General features: G+C 71.8%; 15 protein-coding genes and 1 tRNA gene. 3 read left to right on the top strand and 13 right to left on the bottom strand.

The features are described from left to right. Position 1: 1 nt before the first annotated feature. The 11 genes from pcaD to H958_RS34540 form a co-directional block, all read right to left on the bottom strand. Complete coding sequence (gene pcaD, locus H958_RS0102690; RefSeq protein ID WP_028057526.1) at positions 2–748, bottom strand: 3-oxoadipate enol-lactonase; 747 nt, start codon at positions 746–748, stop codon at positions 2–4. Further along, positions 745–2,073 carry a 3-carboxy-cis,cis-muconate cycloisomerase gene (pcaB, locus tag H958_RS0102695; protein WP_028057527.1) on the bottom strand — a complete coding sequence of 443 codons (1,329 nt, stop codon included), beginning with the start codon at positions 2,071–2,073 and terminating at the stop codon, positions 745–747. The genes pcaD and pcaB overlap by 4 nt, the downstream gene beginning before the upstream one ends. Further along, positions 2,048–2,500, bottom strand: coding sequence for a peptidase associated/transthyretin-like domain-containing protein (locus H958_RS0102700; protein ID WP_028057528.1), 453 nt, complete (start codon positions 2,498–2,500; stop codon positions 2,048–2,050). Before H958_RS0102700 ends, pcaB begins: the two co-directional genes overlap by 26 nt. Further along, positions 2,497–3,159 (bottom strand): protocatechuate 3,4-dioxygenase subunit beta, encoded by a 663-nt coding sequence (gene pcaH, locus H958_RS34520; RefSeq protein ID WP_051323724.1) that lies wholly within the window; start codon positions 3,157–3,159, stop codon positions 2,497–2,499. The genes H958_RS0102700 and pcaH overlap by 4 nt, the downstream gene beginning before the upstream one ends. Continuing rightward, a complete protein-coding gene (locus tag H958_RS0102710; protein WP_028057529.1) occupies positions 3,156–4,334 on the bottom strand; it encodes a thiolase family protein in 1,179 nt (392 codons plus the stop codon). The genes pcaH and H958_RS0102710 overlap by 4 nt, the downstream gene beginning before the upstream one ends. Further along, a complete protein-coding gene (locus H958_RS0102715; protein WP_051323778.1) occupies positions 4,331–5,056 on the bottom strand; it encodes a CoA-transferase subunit beta in 726 nt (241 codons plus the stop codon). The genes H958_RS0102710 and H958_RS0102715 overlap by 4 nt, the downstream gene beginning before the upstream one ends. A 20-nt stretch (positions 5,057–5,076) precedes the next feature. After that, on the bottom strand, positions 5,077–5,937 hold the full coding sequence (locus tag H958_RS34525; RefSeq protein WP_051323725.1) for a CoA transferase subunit A: 861 nt from the start codon (positions 5,935–5,937) through the stop codon (positions 5,077–5,079). 30 nt (positions 5,938–5,967) lie between these two features. After that, entirely contained in the window at positions 5,968–7,110 is a 1,143-nt protein-coding gene (locus H958_RS34530; RefSeq protein WP_231379164.1) for an MFS transporter, read from the bottom strand. Next, complete coding sequence (locus H958_RS0102730) at positions 7,091–8,119, bottom strand: 6-phosphofructokinase (protein ID WP_028057531.1); 1,029 nt, start codon at positions 8,117–8,119, stop codon at positions 7,091–7,093. The genes H958_RS34530 and H958_RS0102730 overlap by 20 nt, the downstream gene beginning before the upstream one ends. A gap of 60 nt (positions 8,120–8,179) precedes the next feature. Beyond that, positions 8,180–10,381, bottom strand: coding sequence for an MMPL family transporter (locus H958_RS34535; RefSeq protein WP_037408849.1), 2,202 nt, complete (start codon positions 10,379–10,381; stop codon positions 8,180–8,182). Positions 10,382–10,597: 216 nt separating this feature from the next. Beyond that, positions 10,598–11,338: a calcium-binding protein gene (locus tag H958_RS34540; RefSeq protein WP_051323727.1), complete on the bottom strand. Its 741-nt coding sequence runs from the start codon at positions 11,336–11,338 to the stop codon at positions 10,598–10,600. A gap of 177 nt (positions 11,339–11,515) precedes the next feature. On the opposite strand from H958_RS34540, the gene H958_RS0102745 reads away from it, so the two are divergent. After that, positions 11,516–11,589 (top strand) — tRNA-Asp (locus H958_RS0102745). Positions 11,590–11,977: 388 nt separating this feature from the next. Here the strand turns inward: H958_RS0102745 and H958_RS0102750 are convergent. Together H958_RS0102750 and H958_RS0102755 are read right to left on the bottom strand one after the other, a co-directional pair. Further along, positions 11,978–13,165, bottom strand: a complete 1,188-nt coding sequence (locus H958_RS0102750) for a carboxylate-amine ligase (RefSeq protein ID WP_081685534.1) — start codon at positions 13,163–13,165, stop codon at positions 11,978–11,980. Further along, complete coding sequence (locus H958_RS0102755) at positions 13,158–14,015, bottom strand: class II glutamine amidotransferase (protein ID WP_037408851.1); 858 nt, start codon at positions 14,013–14,015, stop codon at positions 13,158–13,160. The genes H958_RS0102750 and H958_RS0102755 overlap by 8 nt, the downstream gene beginning before the upstream one ends. Positions 14,016–14,292: 277 nt before the next feature. On the opposite strand from H958_RS0102755, the gene H958_RS0102760 reads away from it, so the two are divergent. Together H958_RS0102760 and H958_RS0102765 are read left to right on the top strand one after the other, a co-directional pair. Beyond that, entirely contained in the window at positions 14,293–14,841 is a 549-nt protein-coding gene (locus H958_RS0102760) for a hypothetical protein (RefSeq protein WP_028057534.1), read from the top strand. 1 nt (position 14,842) lies between these two features. Continuing rightward, positions 14,843–15,973 carry a DUF4331 family protein gene (locus tag H958_RS0102765; protein ID WP_028057535.1) on the top strand — a complete coding sequence of 377 codons (1,131 nt, stop codon included), beginning with the start codon at positions 14,843–14,845 and terminating at the stop codon, positions 15,971–15,973. The last annotated feature ends 4 nt before the right edge of the window (positions 15,974–15,977 follow it).

A 15,977-nucleotide genomic window follows, 5' to 3' on the forward strand; every position in this document is an offset into this window, starting at 1 on the left:
GTCAGGCCTCCAGATGCTCGGTGATCAGGCGGACGACCGCGTCGCCGCGCTCGAGGTTCGCGAGGTGCGCCGCGCCGTCGAGGACCTCGAAGCGGGCGCCGCGGATGGCGGCGGCGATGCGCTCGCCGTGCTCGGGCGGGGTCGCCTGGTCCTGCCGGGCCGAGATCACGAGCGTCGGCGCGGTGATCTCGTGCAGGCGCGGGATCAGGTCCATGTGCTCGATCGCCTCGCAGGAGGCGGCGTAGCCGTCGTCGGGCATCGAGGCGAGCATCTCCTGCAGCTCGGGCCTGCGGTCGGCCTGCGCGTCGGTCACCCAGCGCTGGACGACGGCCGGGGCGATCGCGCCGGTGCCGTTCTCGCGCACCGCGGCGGCGCGGTCCCGCCACATCTCGGGCGGTCCCAGCTTCGCCGACGTGCACGTGGGGACGAGCTTCTCGACCCGCTCGGGCGCGTTGATGCCGAGCCACAGCGCGGTCATGCCGCCGAGCGAGATGCCGGCCACGCTCGCGCGCTCGACGTCGAGGTGGTCGAGCAGCTCCACCACGTCGCGGCCGAAGTCGTCGATCGCGTACGGCCCGGGCGGGACCTCCGAGCGCCCATGGCCGCGGGCGTCGAAGCGGATCAGCCGGAAGCGCTCGGCGAGCTGGCGCGCCTGCCCGTCCCACATCTGCAGCGCCGCGCCGAGCGAGTTGCCCAGGACGAGCGCCGGCGCGTCCGCGGGGCCGCTGACGATGTGATGGGGGATCACGTGTGCACCTCCGTCCGGTGGGCGGCGAGCGCGCGGTCGACCAGCTCGCCCGCGGAGCCGAGGTACTCGACCGGGTCGAGCAGCCGGTCGATCTCCGCGCGCGGGAGCTCGGTCGCCCGCTCGAGCGCGTCCGCGAACGGCAGCGAGGACGCGGCCGCGTGCTCGACCAGCTCGTGCGCGGCCAGGCGGCCGAGCTCGGGCGCGAGCGCGCCGACCACGCGCTCGGCGAGCAGTAGGCCTCCGGTGGCGTCGAGATTGGCGCGCATGCGGACGGCGTCGACCTCCAGCCCTTCCAGCGACGCGCGCAGCCAGGCGGCCGCGGAGCCGGTCGCCAGCAGCAGGTCCGAGAACGGCTTCCACTCCGAGTGCCACGCGCCGGCGGCGCGCTCGTGCTCCTGGATCATCGCGGCGAGCAGCGTCGCCGCCATCCCCGGCGCCTGGCCCGAGCACGCCAGCGCGGCCACGGCGGCGACCGGGTTCTGCTTGTGCGGCATCGTCGAGGAGCCGCCGCTCGCCGTCTCGCGCACCTCGGCGACCTCGGTCTGCGCCATCAGCGTGACGTCGCGCGCGGCCTTGCCGATCGAGCCCGCGGCGCCGCCGAGCGCGCCCGCCAGCTCGCCGACGCGCGTGCGCAGCGTGTGCCACGGCAGCACGGGCTCGTTGAGCCCGAGCTCACCGGCCAGGCGCGCCAGTACCTCCGGCCCGGCGTCGCCGAGCGACGCGAGCGTCCCGGCGGCGCCGCCGAGCTGCACCGCCAGGCGCGTCTCGCGCAGGTCGCGCAGCCGCGCGGCGGCCTCGTCGAACGTCGTCATCCAGCCCGCCGCCTTCAGCCCGAACGTCACCGGCACGGCCTGCTGGAGCAGCGTGCGGCCGGCCATCGGCGTGTCGCGGTGGCGCAGCGCATGCGCGGCGCACGCGCCGGCGGTCGCGGAGAGGTCGGCGAGGATCGGCTCGAGCGCGCGCTTGGCGACGAGCATCGCGGCCGTGTCGAGCACGTCCTGGCTCGTCGCGCCCTTGTGCACGTGCCCGGCGGCAGGCCCCTCGACGCGCGCGGTCAGCGCCTTCACGAGCGGGCCGGCGGGGTTGCCGATCCCCGCCGCCGCCGCGCCGATCTCGCTCACGTCGTAGCGCTCGGCGACGCACGCGGCCGCGATCGCCTCCGCGTCGTCGTGGGGGATCAGCCCCGCGCCGGCCTGGGCGCGCGCGAGCCCCGCCTCGAAGTCGAGCATCGCCTGCAGCCACGCGCGGTCCGAGGTCGCCTCGGCGGCGCCGCCGCGCGCCTCGATCGCGCCGAACAGCTCAGACCTGGAAGAAGACGGTCTCATCCTCGCCCTGCAGGACGACGTCGAAGCGGTAGCCGCCGGCGTCCTCGGGCTGCGCGAGCAGCGTGCCGCGCCGGTGCTCGGGCACGGTCTGCAGCACCGGGTCGGCCGAGTTGTCCTCGTCGGCGAAGTAGATGCGCGTGACGACGCGGTTGAGCAGTCCGCGGGCGAAGACCGAGACGTCGATGAACGGCGCCTTGCGCGTCGTCACCTCCCAGTGCCCCTCGTCGTCGGTCCCGGCGCGCGCGAAGGCGTGCTCGGGCTCGGTCTGCCACGTCTCGACCATCGCGTCGGGGACGGGATCGCCCGCGCCGTCGACGACGTGGCCGTGGATCCGGATCCCGACCGGGAACGCCCTCGGGCCGTCCGCCCACTGCGTCAGGCAGATGGAGAAGAACGGCCCGACGGTCTGCGACGGGGTGATGCTCACGCGTCCTCCATCGGCGTCCTGCGGAGCACGATGTCCCACCTGTACGCGAGCGCCCACAGCTCCTCGGTGCTCTCGTAGTCGAACGAGCAGATCATCAGCTCGCGCGCCTTCTCGTCGCGCACCGAGTTGAAGATCGGGTCCTGGAAGAACAGCGGGTCGTCCGGGAAGTACATCTGCGTCACGAGCCGCTGCGTGAACGCGCGCCCGAACAGCGAGAAGTGGATGTGGGCCGGACGCCACGCGTTGGCATGGTTGCCCCACGGGTACGCGCCCGGCCGGATCGTGGTGAAGCGGAACTCGCCGTCGGCGTTGGTGATCGTGCGCCCCAGGCCGGTGAAGTTCGGGTCCAGCGGCGAGGGCCAGTTGTCGTTGCGGTGCCAGTAGCGCCCGCCGGCGTTGGCCTGCCAGACCTCGACGAGCGTGTCCGGGACGGGGCGCCCGTCCTCCTCGACCACGCGCCCCTGCACGATGATGCGCTGGCCCTGCGGCTCGCCCTCGTGCTGGCGCGTGAGGTCGTTGTCGAGCGGGCCGATGCGGCTGGGGCCGAGCACCGGCGCGGTCAGCTCGGTCAAGCTGCTGGGCAGCGCGATCAGCGGCTGCTTGGGATGGCGCAGCGCGGTCGACTTGTAGCCGGGCCAATCAAGCGGTGGATCGATCATGCGGCCTCCAGTACGACGGCCAGTCCCTGTCCCACGCCGATGCAGATCGCCGCGACGCCCCAGCGCCCGCCGTTCTTCTTCAGCGAGTGCGCGAGCGTCCCGAGGATGCGCGCGCCGGACGCGCCGAGCGGGTGCCCGAGCGCGATCGCGCCGCCGTGCGGGTTGAGCCGCTCCGGGTCGAGCTCGGTCCACTCGGCCACGCACGCGAGCGACTGCGACGCGAACGCCTCGTTGAGCTCGGCGACGTCGACGTCGCCCCAGCCGATGCCGGCGCGCTTGAGCGCGCGGTTGGCCGCCTCCACCGGGCCGATGCCGAAGACGTCGGGGTCGACGGCCCAGGTGCCGCGGCCGGCGATCCGGGCGAGCGGCTGCAGCCCCGCGGCGTCCGCGCCCGCCTCGCTGCCGATCAGCACGGCGGACGCGCCGTCGTTGAGCGGCGACGAGTTGCCGGCGGTGACCGTCCCGTCCTTGACGAACGCGGGCTTGAGCTTGGCGAGCTTCTCCATCGAGGAGTCCGTGCGGATGCCCTCGTCGCGCTCCAGTCCGGTGTCGGGCACGGGGACGACCCAGTCGTAGAACCCCTCGTCCCACGCCTTCGCCGCGTTCGCGTGGCTGCGCAGCGCGAACTCGTCCTGGGCCTCGCGCGAGATGTCGTACATGCCGGCGAGCTTCTCCGCGCTCTCGCCGAGCGAGATCGTCCACTGCTCCGGCATCTCCGGGTTGACCATGCGCCAGCCGAGCGTCGTCGAGTGCAGCGTCTGGGGTCCGGCGGGGAAGCCCTTCTCGGGCTTGAGCATGACCCACGGCGCGCGGCTCATCGACTCCACGCCGCCGACGAGCACGACGTCCGCGTCGCCGGTCTCCACCGTGCGGCTGGCCTGCATCGCGGCGTCGAGGCTCGAGCCGCACAGGCGGTTGATCGTGGTGCCGGGGACCGAGGTCGGCAGGCCGGCGAGCAGCACGGCCATGCGCGCGACGTCGCGGTTGTCCTCGCCGGCGCCGTTGGCGTTGCCGAACATGACGTCGTCGATGCGCTCGTGGTCGAGCGCGGGCGCGCGGTCGAGCAGCGCCTTGACGACGTGCGCGCCGAGGTCGTCGGGCCGCACGCCCGCCAGCGCGCCGCCGTAGCGGCCGAAGGGGGCGCGGACGGCGTCCAGGACGTAGGCCTCGCTCATGTGGCGGCCACCAGCTTCCTCAGTTCTCGCAGTTCGTCGTCGGTCGGCGGCTCGGTCGTGCGCAGGTCGCCGGCCACCTCGAGGTCCCAGCCCGTCGCCTCGCGCGCCTGCTCGGCGGTGACGCCTTCGTGGACGTGCGTCAGGACGAGCTCGCAGCCGCCGCCAGGCTGGAGGATGCCGAGGTCGGTGATCACCTTGGTCGGGCCCTTGCCGATCAGCCCGAGCCGCTCGCGGTCGCCGGGCCCGCGGCCGTGCCCGACGCTGGTGATGAAGTCGACCCGCTCGACGAAGGCGCGCGGGCTCTGGCGCACGATCACGATCACCTCGCCGCAGCCGGCGGCGATCTCCGGGGCGCCGCCGGCGCCCGGCAGGCGGACCTTCGGCTGGTCGTAGTCGTCGCCGATCACCGTCGTGTTGATGTTCGCGAAGCGGTCGATCTGCGCGGCGCCGAGGAAGCCGACGTCGATGCGCCCCGGCTGCACCCAGTAGTTGAAGACCTCGGGGACCGTGACGACCGCGTCGGCCGTCTCGGCGAGGATGCCGTCGCCGATCGAGAGCGGCAGGCGCGGCGGCTTGGCGCCGATCGCCCCCGCCTCGTAGACGAGCACGAGGTCGGGCGCGTGCGTGCGGCGCGCGAGGTTGGCGGCGGTGCTCGGCAGCCCGATGCCGACGAAGCACGCCGTGACGTCGCGCAGCGCGCGGGCGGCGGCGACGCTCATCATCTCGTCCGCCGTGTAGTCGCTCACGTCGTCGCCTCCTGGGAGAATCGCCCCCTGGGCGATTGCTCCCCGCGACGCGAGCGCGCAGCGCGAGTCGTCGCCAGCCAGGCGGCGAACCTGTCGTCGTCCTTGGAGATCGCGTCCCACGCGCGGTAGGCCTCGTTGTCGCGGTCGTAGTAGTCCTGCGCGTAGGACGGTCTGGCGCCGCCGGGCACCTCCGCCACGCGGGAGACCACCCAGCGCGGGAGCACGACGCCGTTCGGCCGCGGCCGGAGCTCGTCCACGATCTCCTCGACCGTCACGAGCGAGCGCTTGGCGCCGAGCACCGCCTCCTTCTGGATCCCCGTCAGCCCCCACAGCTGCACGTTGCCCTGGCGGTCGGCCTGCTGGGCGTGGATGACGGCGACGTCGAGGTCGAGCGCCGGCACCGCGGTCAGCACCTCGCCGGTGAACGGGCACGTGATCGGCTTGATCGTGTCCGTGTGCTCCGGCAGCGACGTGCCGTTGTACCCGCGCAGCACCGCGAACGGCAGCCCCGACGCGGCGGCGACGTAGCGGTTCGCCATGCCCGCGTGGCTGTGCTCCTCGATCTCCAGCGCCTGCGCCTGGACCGCCTTGCGGAACCGGTGAAGCGAGCCGACGCCCGGGTTGCCGCCCCAGGAGAAGATCAGCCTGCGCGCGCAGCCGGCGCCGATCAGCTGGTCGTAGATGATGTCGGGCGTCATCCGCACGAGCGTCAGGTCGCGCCTGCGCTGCCGGATGATCTCGTGCCCCGCGGCGACGGGGATCAGGTGCGTGAAGCCCTCCAGCGCGACGGTGTCGCCGTCATTGACCAGGTCGGCGACCGCGTCGGCGAGGGAAACGATCTCGGCGTGTGTTCGCATGACAAACGTTGGTGCGGAGACCGCACGGTATCACCGAACCGCGCGCAGCGCGGCCGGCGCCTGCAGCGCGGTGATCGCGAGCAGCACGACCAGCGGGGCGTCCCAATTGCCCGTGGCGTCGTGCACCGCGCCGACGATCGCGGGCCCGAAGGCGGCGACGGCATAGCCCGCGCCCATCATCAGCGCCGTCATCGATGCGACCTCGGCGGCGCTGCGGCCGCGCAGCACCGGCAGGATCAGGCCGAGGCCGAGCGCGCCGCCCTGGCCGAGGCCGAGCAGGAACATCCACAGCAGCGCCACGCCGGGCACGGCCAGCACGCCGGCGAGCCCGGCGAGCGAGAAGGCGACGATGGCGAGCAGCACCCCGAGCTGGCTGCGGGCGCGCGCGGCGAGCACCGGCACGGCGAACGCGGGGATGACCTGGACGAGGTTCGTCACGCCGTTGAGCGTTCCCGCGCGGCCCTCGCTGATGCCGGACGCGTGCAGGATCTCGGGCAGCCACGAGTTGCTCGAGTAGAAGCCCATCGACTGCAGGCCGAAGAAGGCCGCGATCGACCAGGCGACGGGATCGCGCAGCAGCGGGTGCGGATCCGGCGCGCGCACCGACTCGCGGCTCGAGAGCGCCGCCGGGAGCCAGGCCGCCGCGGCGACGAGCGCGGGGATGCCCCAGAACGCGAGCGCCGGCCGCCACGAGCCGAACGCCCGCTCGAGCGGGACGGCGGAGAACGCGGCGATCGTCGCGCCGCCGACGAGCGACATCGAGAACGCGCCCGTGAGCACGCCTGCGCGCTCGTGCGCCCGCGCGCGCACGAGCGAGGGGATCACGACCTGCGCGAGCGCGATCGCCGCGCCGGCCAGCAGCGTGCCGAGGTAGAGCGGCGCCGTCCCGCCGATGCCGCGCGCCGCGCAGCCGGCCGCGGTGGCGAGCGCACACGCCACCAGCAGCCACTCGACCGGCCAGCGCCGCGCGATCCGCGGGCCGAGCGGCGCGAGCCCGCCGAGGCACAGCAGCGGCCCCGTGGTGAGCAGACCCGCCGCCGCGCCGCTCAGCCCGAGGTCGGCGCGGACGTCGTGCAGCAGCGGCGGCAGGCTCGCGAACAGCGGCCGCAGATTGAGCCCGATCAGGACGACCGGGACCGCGAGCCGCGTGACGCTAGCCGAAGAAGACGGCAGCGGTCTCGTAGATCTCGGCGTCCACGAGCTTCGGCTCCGCCAGCGCCTCGGCGAGCTCCACGCGCATGATGTCGGTACCCCGCAGCGCCACCATCTTGCCGAAGTCCTCCTCGGTCGCGGCATCCACGGCCGCGACGCCGAAGCGCGTGCCGAGCACGCGGTCGTACGCCAGCGGCGTGCCGCCGCGCTGGACGTGGCCCAGGATCGTCATGCGCGACTCGTAGCCCGTGCGCTCCTCGATCTCGCGCTCGAGCTGGATGCCGATGCCGCCGAGCCGGACGTGGCCGAACGCGTCGGTCTCCTGGTGCTCGGTGATCAGGTCGCCGTCCTTGCGCATCGCGCCCTCCGACACGACCACGATCGAGAACAGGCTGCCGTTGGCGTGGCGGCGGCGGATGTGGTTGCACACCTCGTCGATGTCGAACGGGCGCTCCGGGATCAGGATCACGTCGGCGCCGCCGGCGATGCCGGAGTAGACGGCGATCCAGCCGGCGTGACGGCCCATCACCTCGACGATCATCACGCGGTTGTGCGACTCCGCCGTCGTGTGCAGGCGGTCGATCGCGTCGGTGGCGATCTGCACCGCGGTCTGGAAGCCGAACGTGAAGTCCGTCGCCGCGAGGTCGTTGTCGATCGTCTTCGGCACGCCGACGACGTTGACGCCGTCCGCGTGGAGCTTGCCGGCGACGCCGAGCGTGTCCTCGCCGCCGATCGGGATCAGCGCGTCGAGCCCGCGCGCCTCCATCGTCGAGCGCACCATCTCGACGCCGCGGTCGATCTTGTACGGGTTCGTGCGCGAGGAGCCGAGGATCGTGCCGCCGCGATGCAGGATGCCCCGGGTGCTGGAGAGCGTGAGGTCGCTCGCCTCGTTGTTCAGGACGCCGGCCCAGCCGTAGCGGAAGCCCACGAACTCGTGTCCGTGGGCGTTGATGCCCTTGCGGACGATGGCACGGATGACCGCATTGAGGCCGGGGCAGTCTCCGCCGCCGGTGAGCACGCCGATACGCATGGTGCCGCATGCTGGCAGAAACGAAGCGGGCCCTCCGTGGAGGGCCCGCTCAGTCGTGAATCACGCGTGAACCGGCTCGGGCACAGGGCCCTCGTGCGTGAGCTTCGGCAGCCAGCCGAGGCGCTTGGGCAGGTACCAGTTGCGCTCGCCGAGGAGCTTCATCGCGGCCGGCAGGAGCACCGCCCGGACCAGCGTCGCGTCGATCAGGATCGCGACCGCGAGGCCGACGCCCATCTGCTTGAACTCGATCATGCTCAACGTCGCGAAGATGCTGAACACGGCGACCATCACGACGGCCGCGCTGGTCACGACGCCCGCCGTGGACTTGATGCCGTGCGCGACCGCGTCCTCGGTCTTCATCCCGCCGTCGACCGCCTCGCGGATGCGGCTGATGATGAACACGTGGTAGTCCATCGAGAGGCCGAACAGGATCACGAACAGGAACAGCGGGAGCCAGCTCGTGATGCCGCCGACCGACTGGAAGCCGAGCACGTTCTCGAGGTGCCCGTCCTGGAAGATCCAGGTCAGGACGCCGTAGGCAGCGCCGACCGACAGCAGGTTCAGCACGATCGCCTTCAGCGGCACGATCAGCGAGCGGAAGGTGACGAGCAGCAGGATGAACGCGAGGCCGAGGACGAACGCGAACACGAGCGGCAGGTGCGCCTTGATCGTGTCGTTGAAGTCCTTCGAGCCGGCGGTCATGCCGGTCACGTTGGTCTGGGTGCCGCCGACGCGATCGATCGTGCTCGGGATGACGCTGTCGCGCAGCGTCGCGAGCGCGGTGTCGGACTTCGTGTCGGTGCCGTTGCCCTGCATCGGGATGTTGACGATCTCGACGGTCCTATTGGGCGCGACGCGGGTCGTGACCGGGCCGGACATCTGACCCGTCGCGATCGCCTCGTCGGTCATCCGCTTGATGGCGCTCTGCACCTCCGGGGTCGTGACGTCACTGGCCTTGACCACGACCGTCGCGGGGAGCGGGCCGCCGGGGAACGCGGCCTGGATGCGGTCGTAGGTCTTCATCACCGCGAGGTCACGCGGCAGGCCCGCGACGCCGGGGTTGATCGTGTGCATGTTCAGCGCCGGGACCGCGAGCGCGATCAGGATCGCGGCGGCGGCGACGACCGAGATCACCGGGCGGGCGAGGACGCGGTCCAGGACCCAGCCCCACACGCGCGACTCGCCGTGGTTGCGGTGGCGCATGCGGCCGATGAAGGGCACGCGCGCTTTCTCGATCCGGTCGCCGAGCTTGGACAGCACGGCGGGGAGGAACGTGACCGACCCGAGCATCGCGACGGCCACGACGAGGATCGTGCCGACGGCGAAGGAGGTGAAGGTCGCGTTGCCGGCGAGGAACATGCCGGCCATGGCGATCATCACGGTGACGCCGGAGACGAGCACGGCGCGCCCGGAGGTGGCGGCGGCGAACTCCAGCGCCGCCTCGTTGGAGCGGCCGGCGTCGCGCTCCTCCATCTTGCGGCGGACGTAGAACATCGAGTAGTCGACGCCGACGGCGAGGCCGATCAGGAGGATGACCGAGCTGATGCTCGAGTCCATTGGGAAGATCTGGCTGATCGGGCCGACGAGGCCGAGCGTGGCCATCACCGCGGTGAGGCCGAGGATCAGCGGGACGCCCGCGGCGACGAGCGCGCCGAAGGCGACGATCAGGATCAAGAGCGTGATGGGGAGGGAGAGCGTCTCGGCGCGCTGGAAGTCCTTGCTCAGCGCCTTGTCGAGCGCCTTGCCGGCGCTGGCGTCGCCGAACTGCTCGATCCGGAGATCAGGATGGGCGGCCTGGGCGGCACCGATCGCGGCCTCGGACGTGTCGACGCGCTTCTGCGCGACGTCGGTGTCGCCGGTGATCGAGAAGGAGACCAGAGCCGAGCGGCCGTCCTTGGAGAACTGGCCCTCGTTGCCCTTGGCGAGCGGCGACTCGACCTTCGTCACCCACTTCGTGCGCTCCAGCCGTTGCGTGACGTCCTTGACGGCGGCGGTGAAGGCTGGACCGGACGCCCGGGCGTCGCCCTTGGCCTGGATCAGGACCTGCTCGTCGGACTCCTTCGGGAAGTCGGCGGCGGCGATCTGGCGGTCGGCGGTGCGCGACGCGCCGTTGCCCTGGTCCTCGTCCTTGATGCTGTTGGTGCCGATCGCGCCGCCGAGGACGAACGCGATCACGACGAACGCGAGCCAGCCGATGATGGCGGTCTTGCGGTGGCGGGCGCTCCAGTGTCCTGCGCGCGCCGCGAGTGTCTTCTTGGGCAACTTGGGAGCCTTCCTAAGACCGGGGGTGGGGTCGAAGGAGAGACTGCCTCTGCGCGGCCGGCGACGCACTCGCGTCCCCCGGCGTCCTGTCTTGGGGAGCCCCACCGGAGGTCCGGTGGGGCTACCCCTACCTGCCGCTAGAGCAGGATGATCAGGAGGATGATGATGATGAGGAGCGTGCCCAGTCCGATGTACATGGGCCTCCAGTACCCCGTGTCAGTGATCCTCAGGCGGGGTTGCGTTCTCGGTCTTGTCCTCATTCGGCTTCGGTGCGCGCCGGTTGACCACTTCGCAGGAGCCGTTCGGGTTCTGCGGGGTCGCGTCCGCGATCACGTCCTGCGCGTCCAGCAGCGCCGTGTCGACGCCCGGGCCGCAGTCGATGACGTCCGCCTCGCCGTCGCGCGTCTTGAAGCGGTCGTTGCCGTTGCCACCGTGCAGGACGTCGCCCGCGGTGTCGTCGGCTGATGTGACGTCGTTGCGCGCGAGCGCCCACAGCGTGTCGTTGCCGTCCTCGCCCCACGTCTCGTCGCGTCCGGCGCCGGCGTAGATCGTGTCGTCGCCCGGGCCGCCGTACTGCTTGTCGTCGCCGGGGCCGCCGCCCATCAGGTCGTTGCCGTTCTGGCCGTAGGAGGTGTCGTTGCCGCTGCCGCCCCACAGGCGGTCGCGGCTGTCGCCGCCGTAGAGCGTGTCGTCGCCAGCGCCGCCCCAGAGGCGATCGAAGCTCGTGCGGTCGCCGGCGTCGTTGGCGTCGCCGATCAGCGTGTCGTTGCCCTGGTTGCCGATGAGCCGGTCGTTGCCGGGCCCGCCCTTGACGTTGTCGTCCCCGCCGAGCGCGCGCACGCGGTCGTTCCCGCCGCCGGCGTCGATGGCATCGGCCACGCGCGAGCCCTTGATCGAGTCATTGCCCGGCGTACCGCCGATATTGAGCGCATAGGCAGTCCCGGACAGTGCCAGCACGGCCGTCAGCGCTACGGGAAGAACGACGCGAGGCCTGACTACATTGGACATTGCCCTACCTCCGGGCTCAGATCGGTTGACGCCCCCGCTAACACTCGCCGGTGGACGCAGTTGCGCCCGCGGCGGTCGCGGCTCGGGCCCGGCGGGTAGGGCGCTATCCTTCGCGTCCACGCCCCGGGGGGCGTAGCTCAGTTGGTTAGAGCGCCGGCCTGTCACGCCGGAGGTCGCGGGTTCGAGTCCCGTCGCTCCCGCTCCTCAGTCCGCCGCATTCGCCCGCATGCGCCGCAGGTGAGAGGTCTGCGACGGGCCAGTCGCGTCGGCTCGCGATCCAAGACCTCCCGGACCGGGGCACCAAGTACACCTCCGTGGCCTGCGTGGGAGTCGGGGTCGAGCTCTGCTCTGGTCTGCTCATCCCTCGCATACCCGGAAACCCGAGCGATAGCGAGCAGTCGCCGGCGAGAACCGGGCGCCGGATCGGTGTCGCGCCCGCGACCACTATGCGCGGCGTTCCGATCGACGAAGAACGCCGCGCCAACCAGCGCTTGCGCGTGTAGCCCTGCCTATCCGAGATCGGTGGCCGTGACCCGCTGCGGTGCTCCTTGGATCGTCGACAACGAGGTGCGCGTTTGGTTTGAGCCGTCAGTGGAGCTCCGCCACGAGCTCAGGGCGCTCGCAGACGGTAAGCGAGAACACGTCGGCGAGCCGCGCCGGCAGGCCGGCGAGCCCGTCGTCCGCGACGTGCCTGCGCTGGCGCTCGTAGCCGGGATCGGCCGCGAGCGCCGTCGTCGCCGCCAACTGCTCGGTGCAGCCCAGCACGGCGGCGAACGGCTTGCACGCATCCAGCAGCTCCGCGAGCGCGTCCCGCAGCGGTCGCCGGCTCCGGGTGCGATCGTCGATGAGCTGCGCGCTCATGCCGTCGCGGGCCGCGACGAAGCGATTCTCGGCGAGTACCTCCGATCCGGCGCCGCCCGCACGCCGTCCCTCGACATGCAGACCGACGAGGCACTGGACGACGGCGGCCAGCGCGGCCACGTCGGCCATCCCGGTCTGGGCGTCCATGATCCGGACCTCGACGGTTCCGAGTCGCGGCTGCAGACGGGCGTCCCACCACAGGAACCCTGGATCGGAGATCGCCTCGGAACGCACGATCGCGTCGACCGCGCACGTGTACTGCGCGTAGCTGCCGAACCGGCGGGCGATGCCGGTGCGAGGGAACATCGAGAAGATCGGCGTACGCACCGACGCGAAGCCGGAGTCGGCGCCGCGCCAGTACGGCGAGTTGGCCGACAGCGCCAGCAGCAGCGGCAGGTCATCAGCCAAGCCGTCGAGCGCGCGCACCGCCGCCTCGCCGTCGGCGACCGCCACATGGACGTGCTGGGCCATGGTCGGCTCGCGGTAGGCGAGCGCTCTCATCGACGCCGCGATCTCGCGGTACCGGTCCCCGGAGGAGAGGGCCACCTCGGCGCGTGTGGCGAGGGGATGGGTGCCGGCCACTGCCGCCCGCAGCCCGAGGGCGTCGCGCGCGGTGTCGTCGAGCGAGCGCCGCAGGCCTGCCAGCTCGGCCACCGCGCCCGCGACCGTCGCGTGCGGAGAGGTCATGAGCTCGATGACGCACGCGTGTGTCTCGGCGGCCGCGCGAGCGGCGACAGATGGCGGCAGGGCCTTGAGCACGTCGTCGATCCGGTTGGCCACGGACCAGTCGCGCGAGTCGAGCAGCATCGCCTCCTCCTCGATGCCGACGGTCCAAGGCCGCTCGGCGCCCGCGGGATTCCAGCGCGCCCAGTCCGGCACCCGCGCCGGGCGCAGCCGGGCAGGCCGGCTACGCATCGACGGCGCCCGTCGGAACGGTCGCCACGGGGCGGAAGGACTGCTGCTCGAGCACGCCGCCGCGGCGCACGGTCACCGCAGTAGACGGTGGGATCTCCTCCCACACGCCGGGCAGATCCGAGAACGGCTCTGACACGATCAGGCGGTCGTGGGGGCTGAGGCGCTGGAAGCGCGGGTTGTCGGGATGCAGCCGGCGGACCGACTCGACGTCGGCCGAGGCGAACAGCGACCGCGGGCGGCCGGTCGTCGCATATCGCACCGCCCACAGAGCGTCGCCGTCGGACACTCCGAACGTCCCCTGCACCGCGTCGGGCACGCCGTGCGTCTGCGCTACCGCTTCGATCAAGCCGACCGTGCGCGCGAGCGCCTCGATCGGATCGTCCTCGAGCCCGAACGTGAGCGCGAGGTTGAACACGATCTCCGTGTCTGTCGACCCGTGGACGTCGGGGTACAGATCGGGGTCGATCGCAAGCATGAGCTCCCGCCGGACCTCTCGGAGACCGCCGAGATAGCCGTTGTGGACGAACAGCCAGCGACCGTGGCGGAACGGATGACAGTTGGTCTCCTGGACGGGTGAGCCGATCGCCGCCCGGATGTGGACCATGAACAGCGGCGACTCGGTGTGCGCTGCGAGCTCGCGCAGATTGGCGTCTGCCCAGGCCGGCGAGATGCTGCGGTAGAGGGCCGGCCCTTCGCCGTCGCCGTACCAGCCCACGCCGACGCCGTCGCCGTTCGTCGGCTCGGCGCCCATGCGCGCGTGCAGGCTCTGGTCGACGATTCCGTGCTCGGTCTTGAAGAGCAGCTCGTCGATCAGCACCGGCTGCCCTAGCCACGCCATCCAGCGACACATCACAACGCTCCTTGTCAGCGGTCCTGGGGAGTCTGAGCGGCTCGGTCAGGGCCGGCCAGAGTGCCCGCACGACGGTCGCGGTCGTGTACACGCTTGTTCGCGCGGGCGAGTACGAGACGAGCTACGGGAACTGACGATCCGGACCGCCGTGGCGCTGCTCCCCGCCCTGGTTCACCCCTTCGGGATGATGCGTCGCGCCCCGACGCTGCGACGCTGAGCGCCGGTCCCCGAGTCCAGGTGCGGCAGATAAACAGGGCGGCGCAAAAAGGGAGCGCGAATGGCGACACCCGCAACAGGAGCTTCCCGTCCCGGCGTCAGCGTCGGCCCGACGAGCGAGTTCAGCCTCTTCTTCCGTGTCAAGGCCGGCGAGGGCGAAGCGCTGCGGGCCGCGCTGCGCGACCTGCAGCGGACCCCCGGGTATCGGCCGGGGGACTACGGCATGGCGGTCTCGACGATCCATGAGGCGCGGTTCGTGCTCTTCGACGACGACACGCGGCTGGCCTTCATCACGAGCTTCGACGGCCCGTGGGACGCCTACATGGAGGACTTCTTCACGTCCGGGCCGACGCTGGAGTTGTTCGACGTCATCTTCCGGCACACGGAGGGCTACGACGGCCTGCCCGATCTGGCCGCGCTTAAGGCCTTCATCTACGACGCCCAGCACACCGCGGGCGCGTACGCGCGCAACTACGCCGGCACGGTGAAGGAGATCCGGAAGGCGCAGCGTGTGAACGCGGCGTTCCAGCAGGTGCTCGATCACCCGCAGGCCGCCGAGGCGCTGGCGCACCCGGCGCTGAAGCCGCTGCTGGACGAGGCCGCGGACTGAGATGTCCGATCACATCTCAGGACCGCGGGCCTTGGCCGACCCGATCGCCGACATCACCGATGTGTACGCGTTTCCGAGCCCGGAGAGGCCGGGCCATCTCGTCCTCGTGATGAACACGCTCCCCTTCGCCAAGCCAGGGGACGCGCTCTCGGACGGGCTCGTGTATCGCTTCCGGCTACGCCCGCTCACGCGGGCCGTCGCGGATGATGCGGCGCCGTTCGCGGCCGGTGCGGAGGAGTTCGTCTTCGATTGCGTCTTCTCTGCGCGGGAAGCCGGCAACGGCCGGCAGCGCGTCGAGCAGGAGGGCACCTGCACCACGCCGGCGGCCGAGACGGTCTCGTTCCGCGTCGGCGACGAGCGCGGAGGTTCCGGGCACGGCGTCCGAGCCTTCGCCGGCGCGCGCTGGGATCCGTTCATCATGGACGCCCCCGCGGCGCTGAAGACGATCGCGACGGGCAAGCTGGCGTTCACCGATCCCAGCGCGATCTACCTCGACGGCAAGAACGTCCTCAGCCTCGTCGTCGAGCTCGACACGGCGCTCCTGGGCGGCGCGACGCTGGTCGGCGTCGTCGCGGAGACGCTCACGCGCGGCACGTTCAACGTCCGGATCGAACGCGTCGGGCGACCCGAGGTCAAGAACATGCTGCTGGCGCCGAAGCAGTTCGACGGCGTCAACCGGGACCTGGAGATCCGCGACCTCTACAACATGGAGGACGCGTTCCATCTCGGCGCCGCCTATTCGGGGGCCTACCGGGCGCGGCTGAACGCCAACCTCGCCTTCTGGGACGGCCTCGACGGCAAGACCGACTGGCACACGGGGAACGGCAGCCATCCGCTGACCGAGCTGGTGCTCGCCGACTACCTCGTCGTCGACACCACCAAGCCCTACCGCGAGCAGGGCTCGTTCCTGGAGATCGAGCTCGCCTCCCGTCGCGGCAAGGCGCACGAGACGTGCGGGGGAAGGGCCCTCAACGACGACGTGATGGACACGCTGTTCACCCAGTGGATCAATGCCGGCGAGGGGCCCGTCATCCGTGACGGCGTCGACCGGTCGACGAGGCCCGGCTCTCAGACCTTCCCCTACCTGTCGCCGCCCAATCCGGATCCGCCCGAGCCGCCCGAGCACCACTGAGATC

This window comes from Candidatus Solirubrobacter pratensis (genome assembly GCF_000425945.1).
GTDB lineage: Bacteria > Actinomycetota > Thermoleophilia > Solirubrobacterales > Solirubrobacteraceae > Solirubrobacter > Solirubrobacter pratensis.

What these genes read in the sequence shown, in the direction of transcription:
- pcaB (WP_028057527.1), bottom strand. Translation starts at nt 2,073, where the DNA reads ATGAGACCGTCTTCTTCCAGGTCTGAGCTGTTCGGCGCGATCGAGGCG.
- pcaH (WP_051323724.1), bottom strand. Translation starts at nt 3,159, where the DNA reads ATGATCGATCCACCGCTTGATTGGCCCGGCTACAAGTCGACCGCGCTG.
- H958_RS0102710 (WP_028057529.1), bottom strand. Translation starts at nt 4,334, where the DNA reads ATGAGCGAGGCCTACGTCCTGGACGCCGTCCGCGCCCCCTTCGGCCGC.
- H958_RS0102715 (WP_051323778.1), bottom strand. Translation starts at nt 5,056, where the DNA reads ATGATGAGCGTCGCCGCCGCCCGCGCGCTGCGCGACGTCACGGCGTGC.
- H958_RS34525 (WP_051323725.1), bottom strand. Translation starts at nt 5,937, where the DNA reads ATGCGAACACACGCCGAGATCGTTTCCCTCGCCGACGCGGTCGCCGAC.
- H958_RS0102730 (WP_028057531.1), bottom strand. Translation starts at nt 8,119, where the DNA reads ATGCGTATCGGCGTGCTCACCGGCGGCGGAGACTGCCCCGGCCTCAAT.
- H958_RS0102750 (WP_081685534.1), bottom strand. Translation starts at nt 13,165, where the DNA reads ATGCGTAGCCGGCCTGCCCGGCTGCGCCCGGCGCGGGTGCCGGACTGG.
- H958_RS0102755 (WP_037408851.1), bottom strand. Translation starts at nt 14,015, where the DNA reads ATGTGTCGCTGGATGGCGTGGCTAGGGCAGCCGGTGCTGATCGACGAG.
- H958_RS0102760 (WP_028057534.1), top strand. Translation starts at nt 14,293, where the DNA reads ATGGCGACACCCGCAACAGGAGCTTCCCGTCCCGGCGTCAGCGTCGGC.
- H958_RS0102765 (WP_028057535.1), top strand. Translation starts at nt 14,843, where the DNA reads ATGTCCGATCACATCTCAGGACCGCGGGCCTTGGCCGACCCGATCGCC.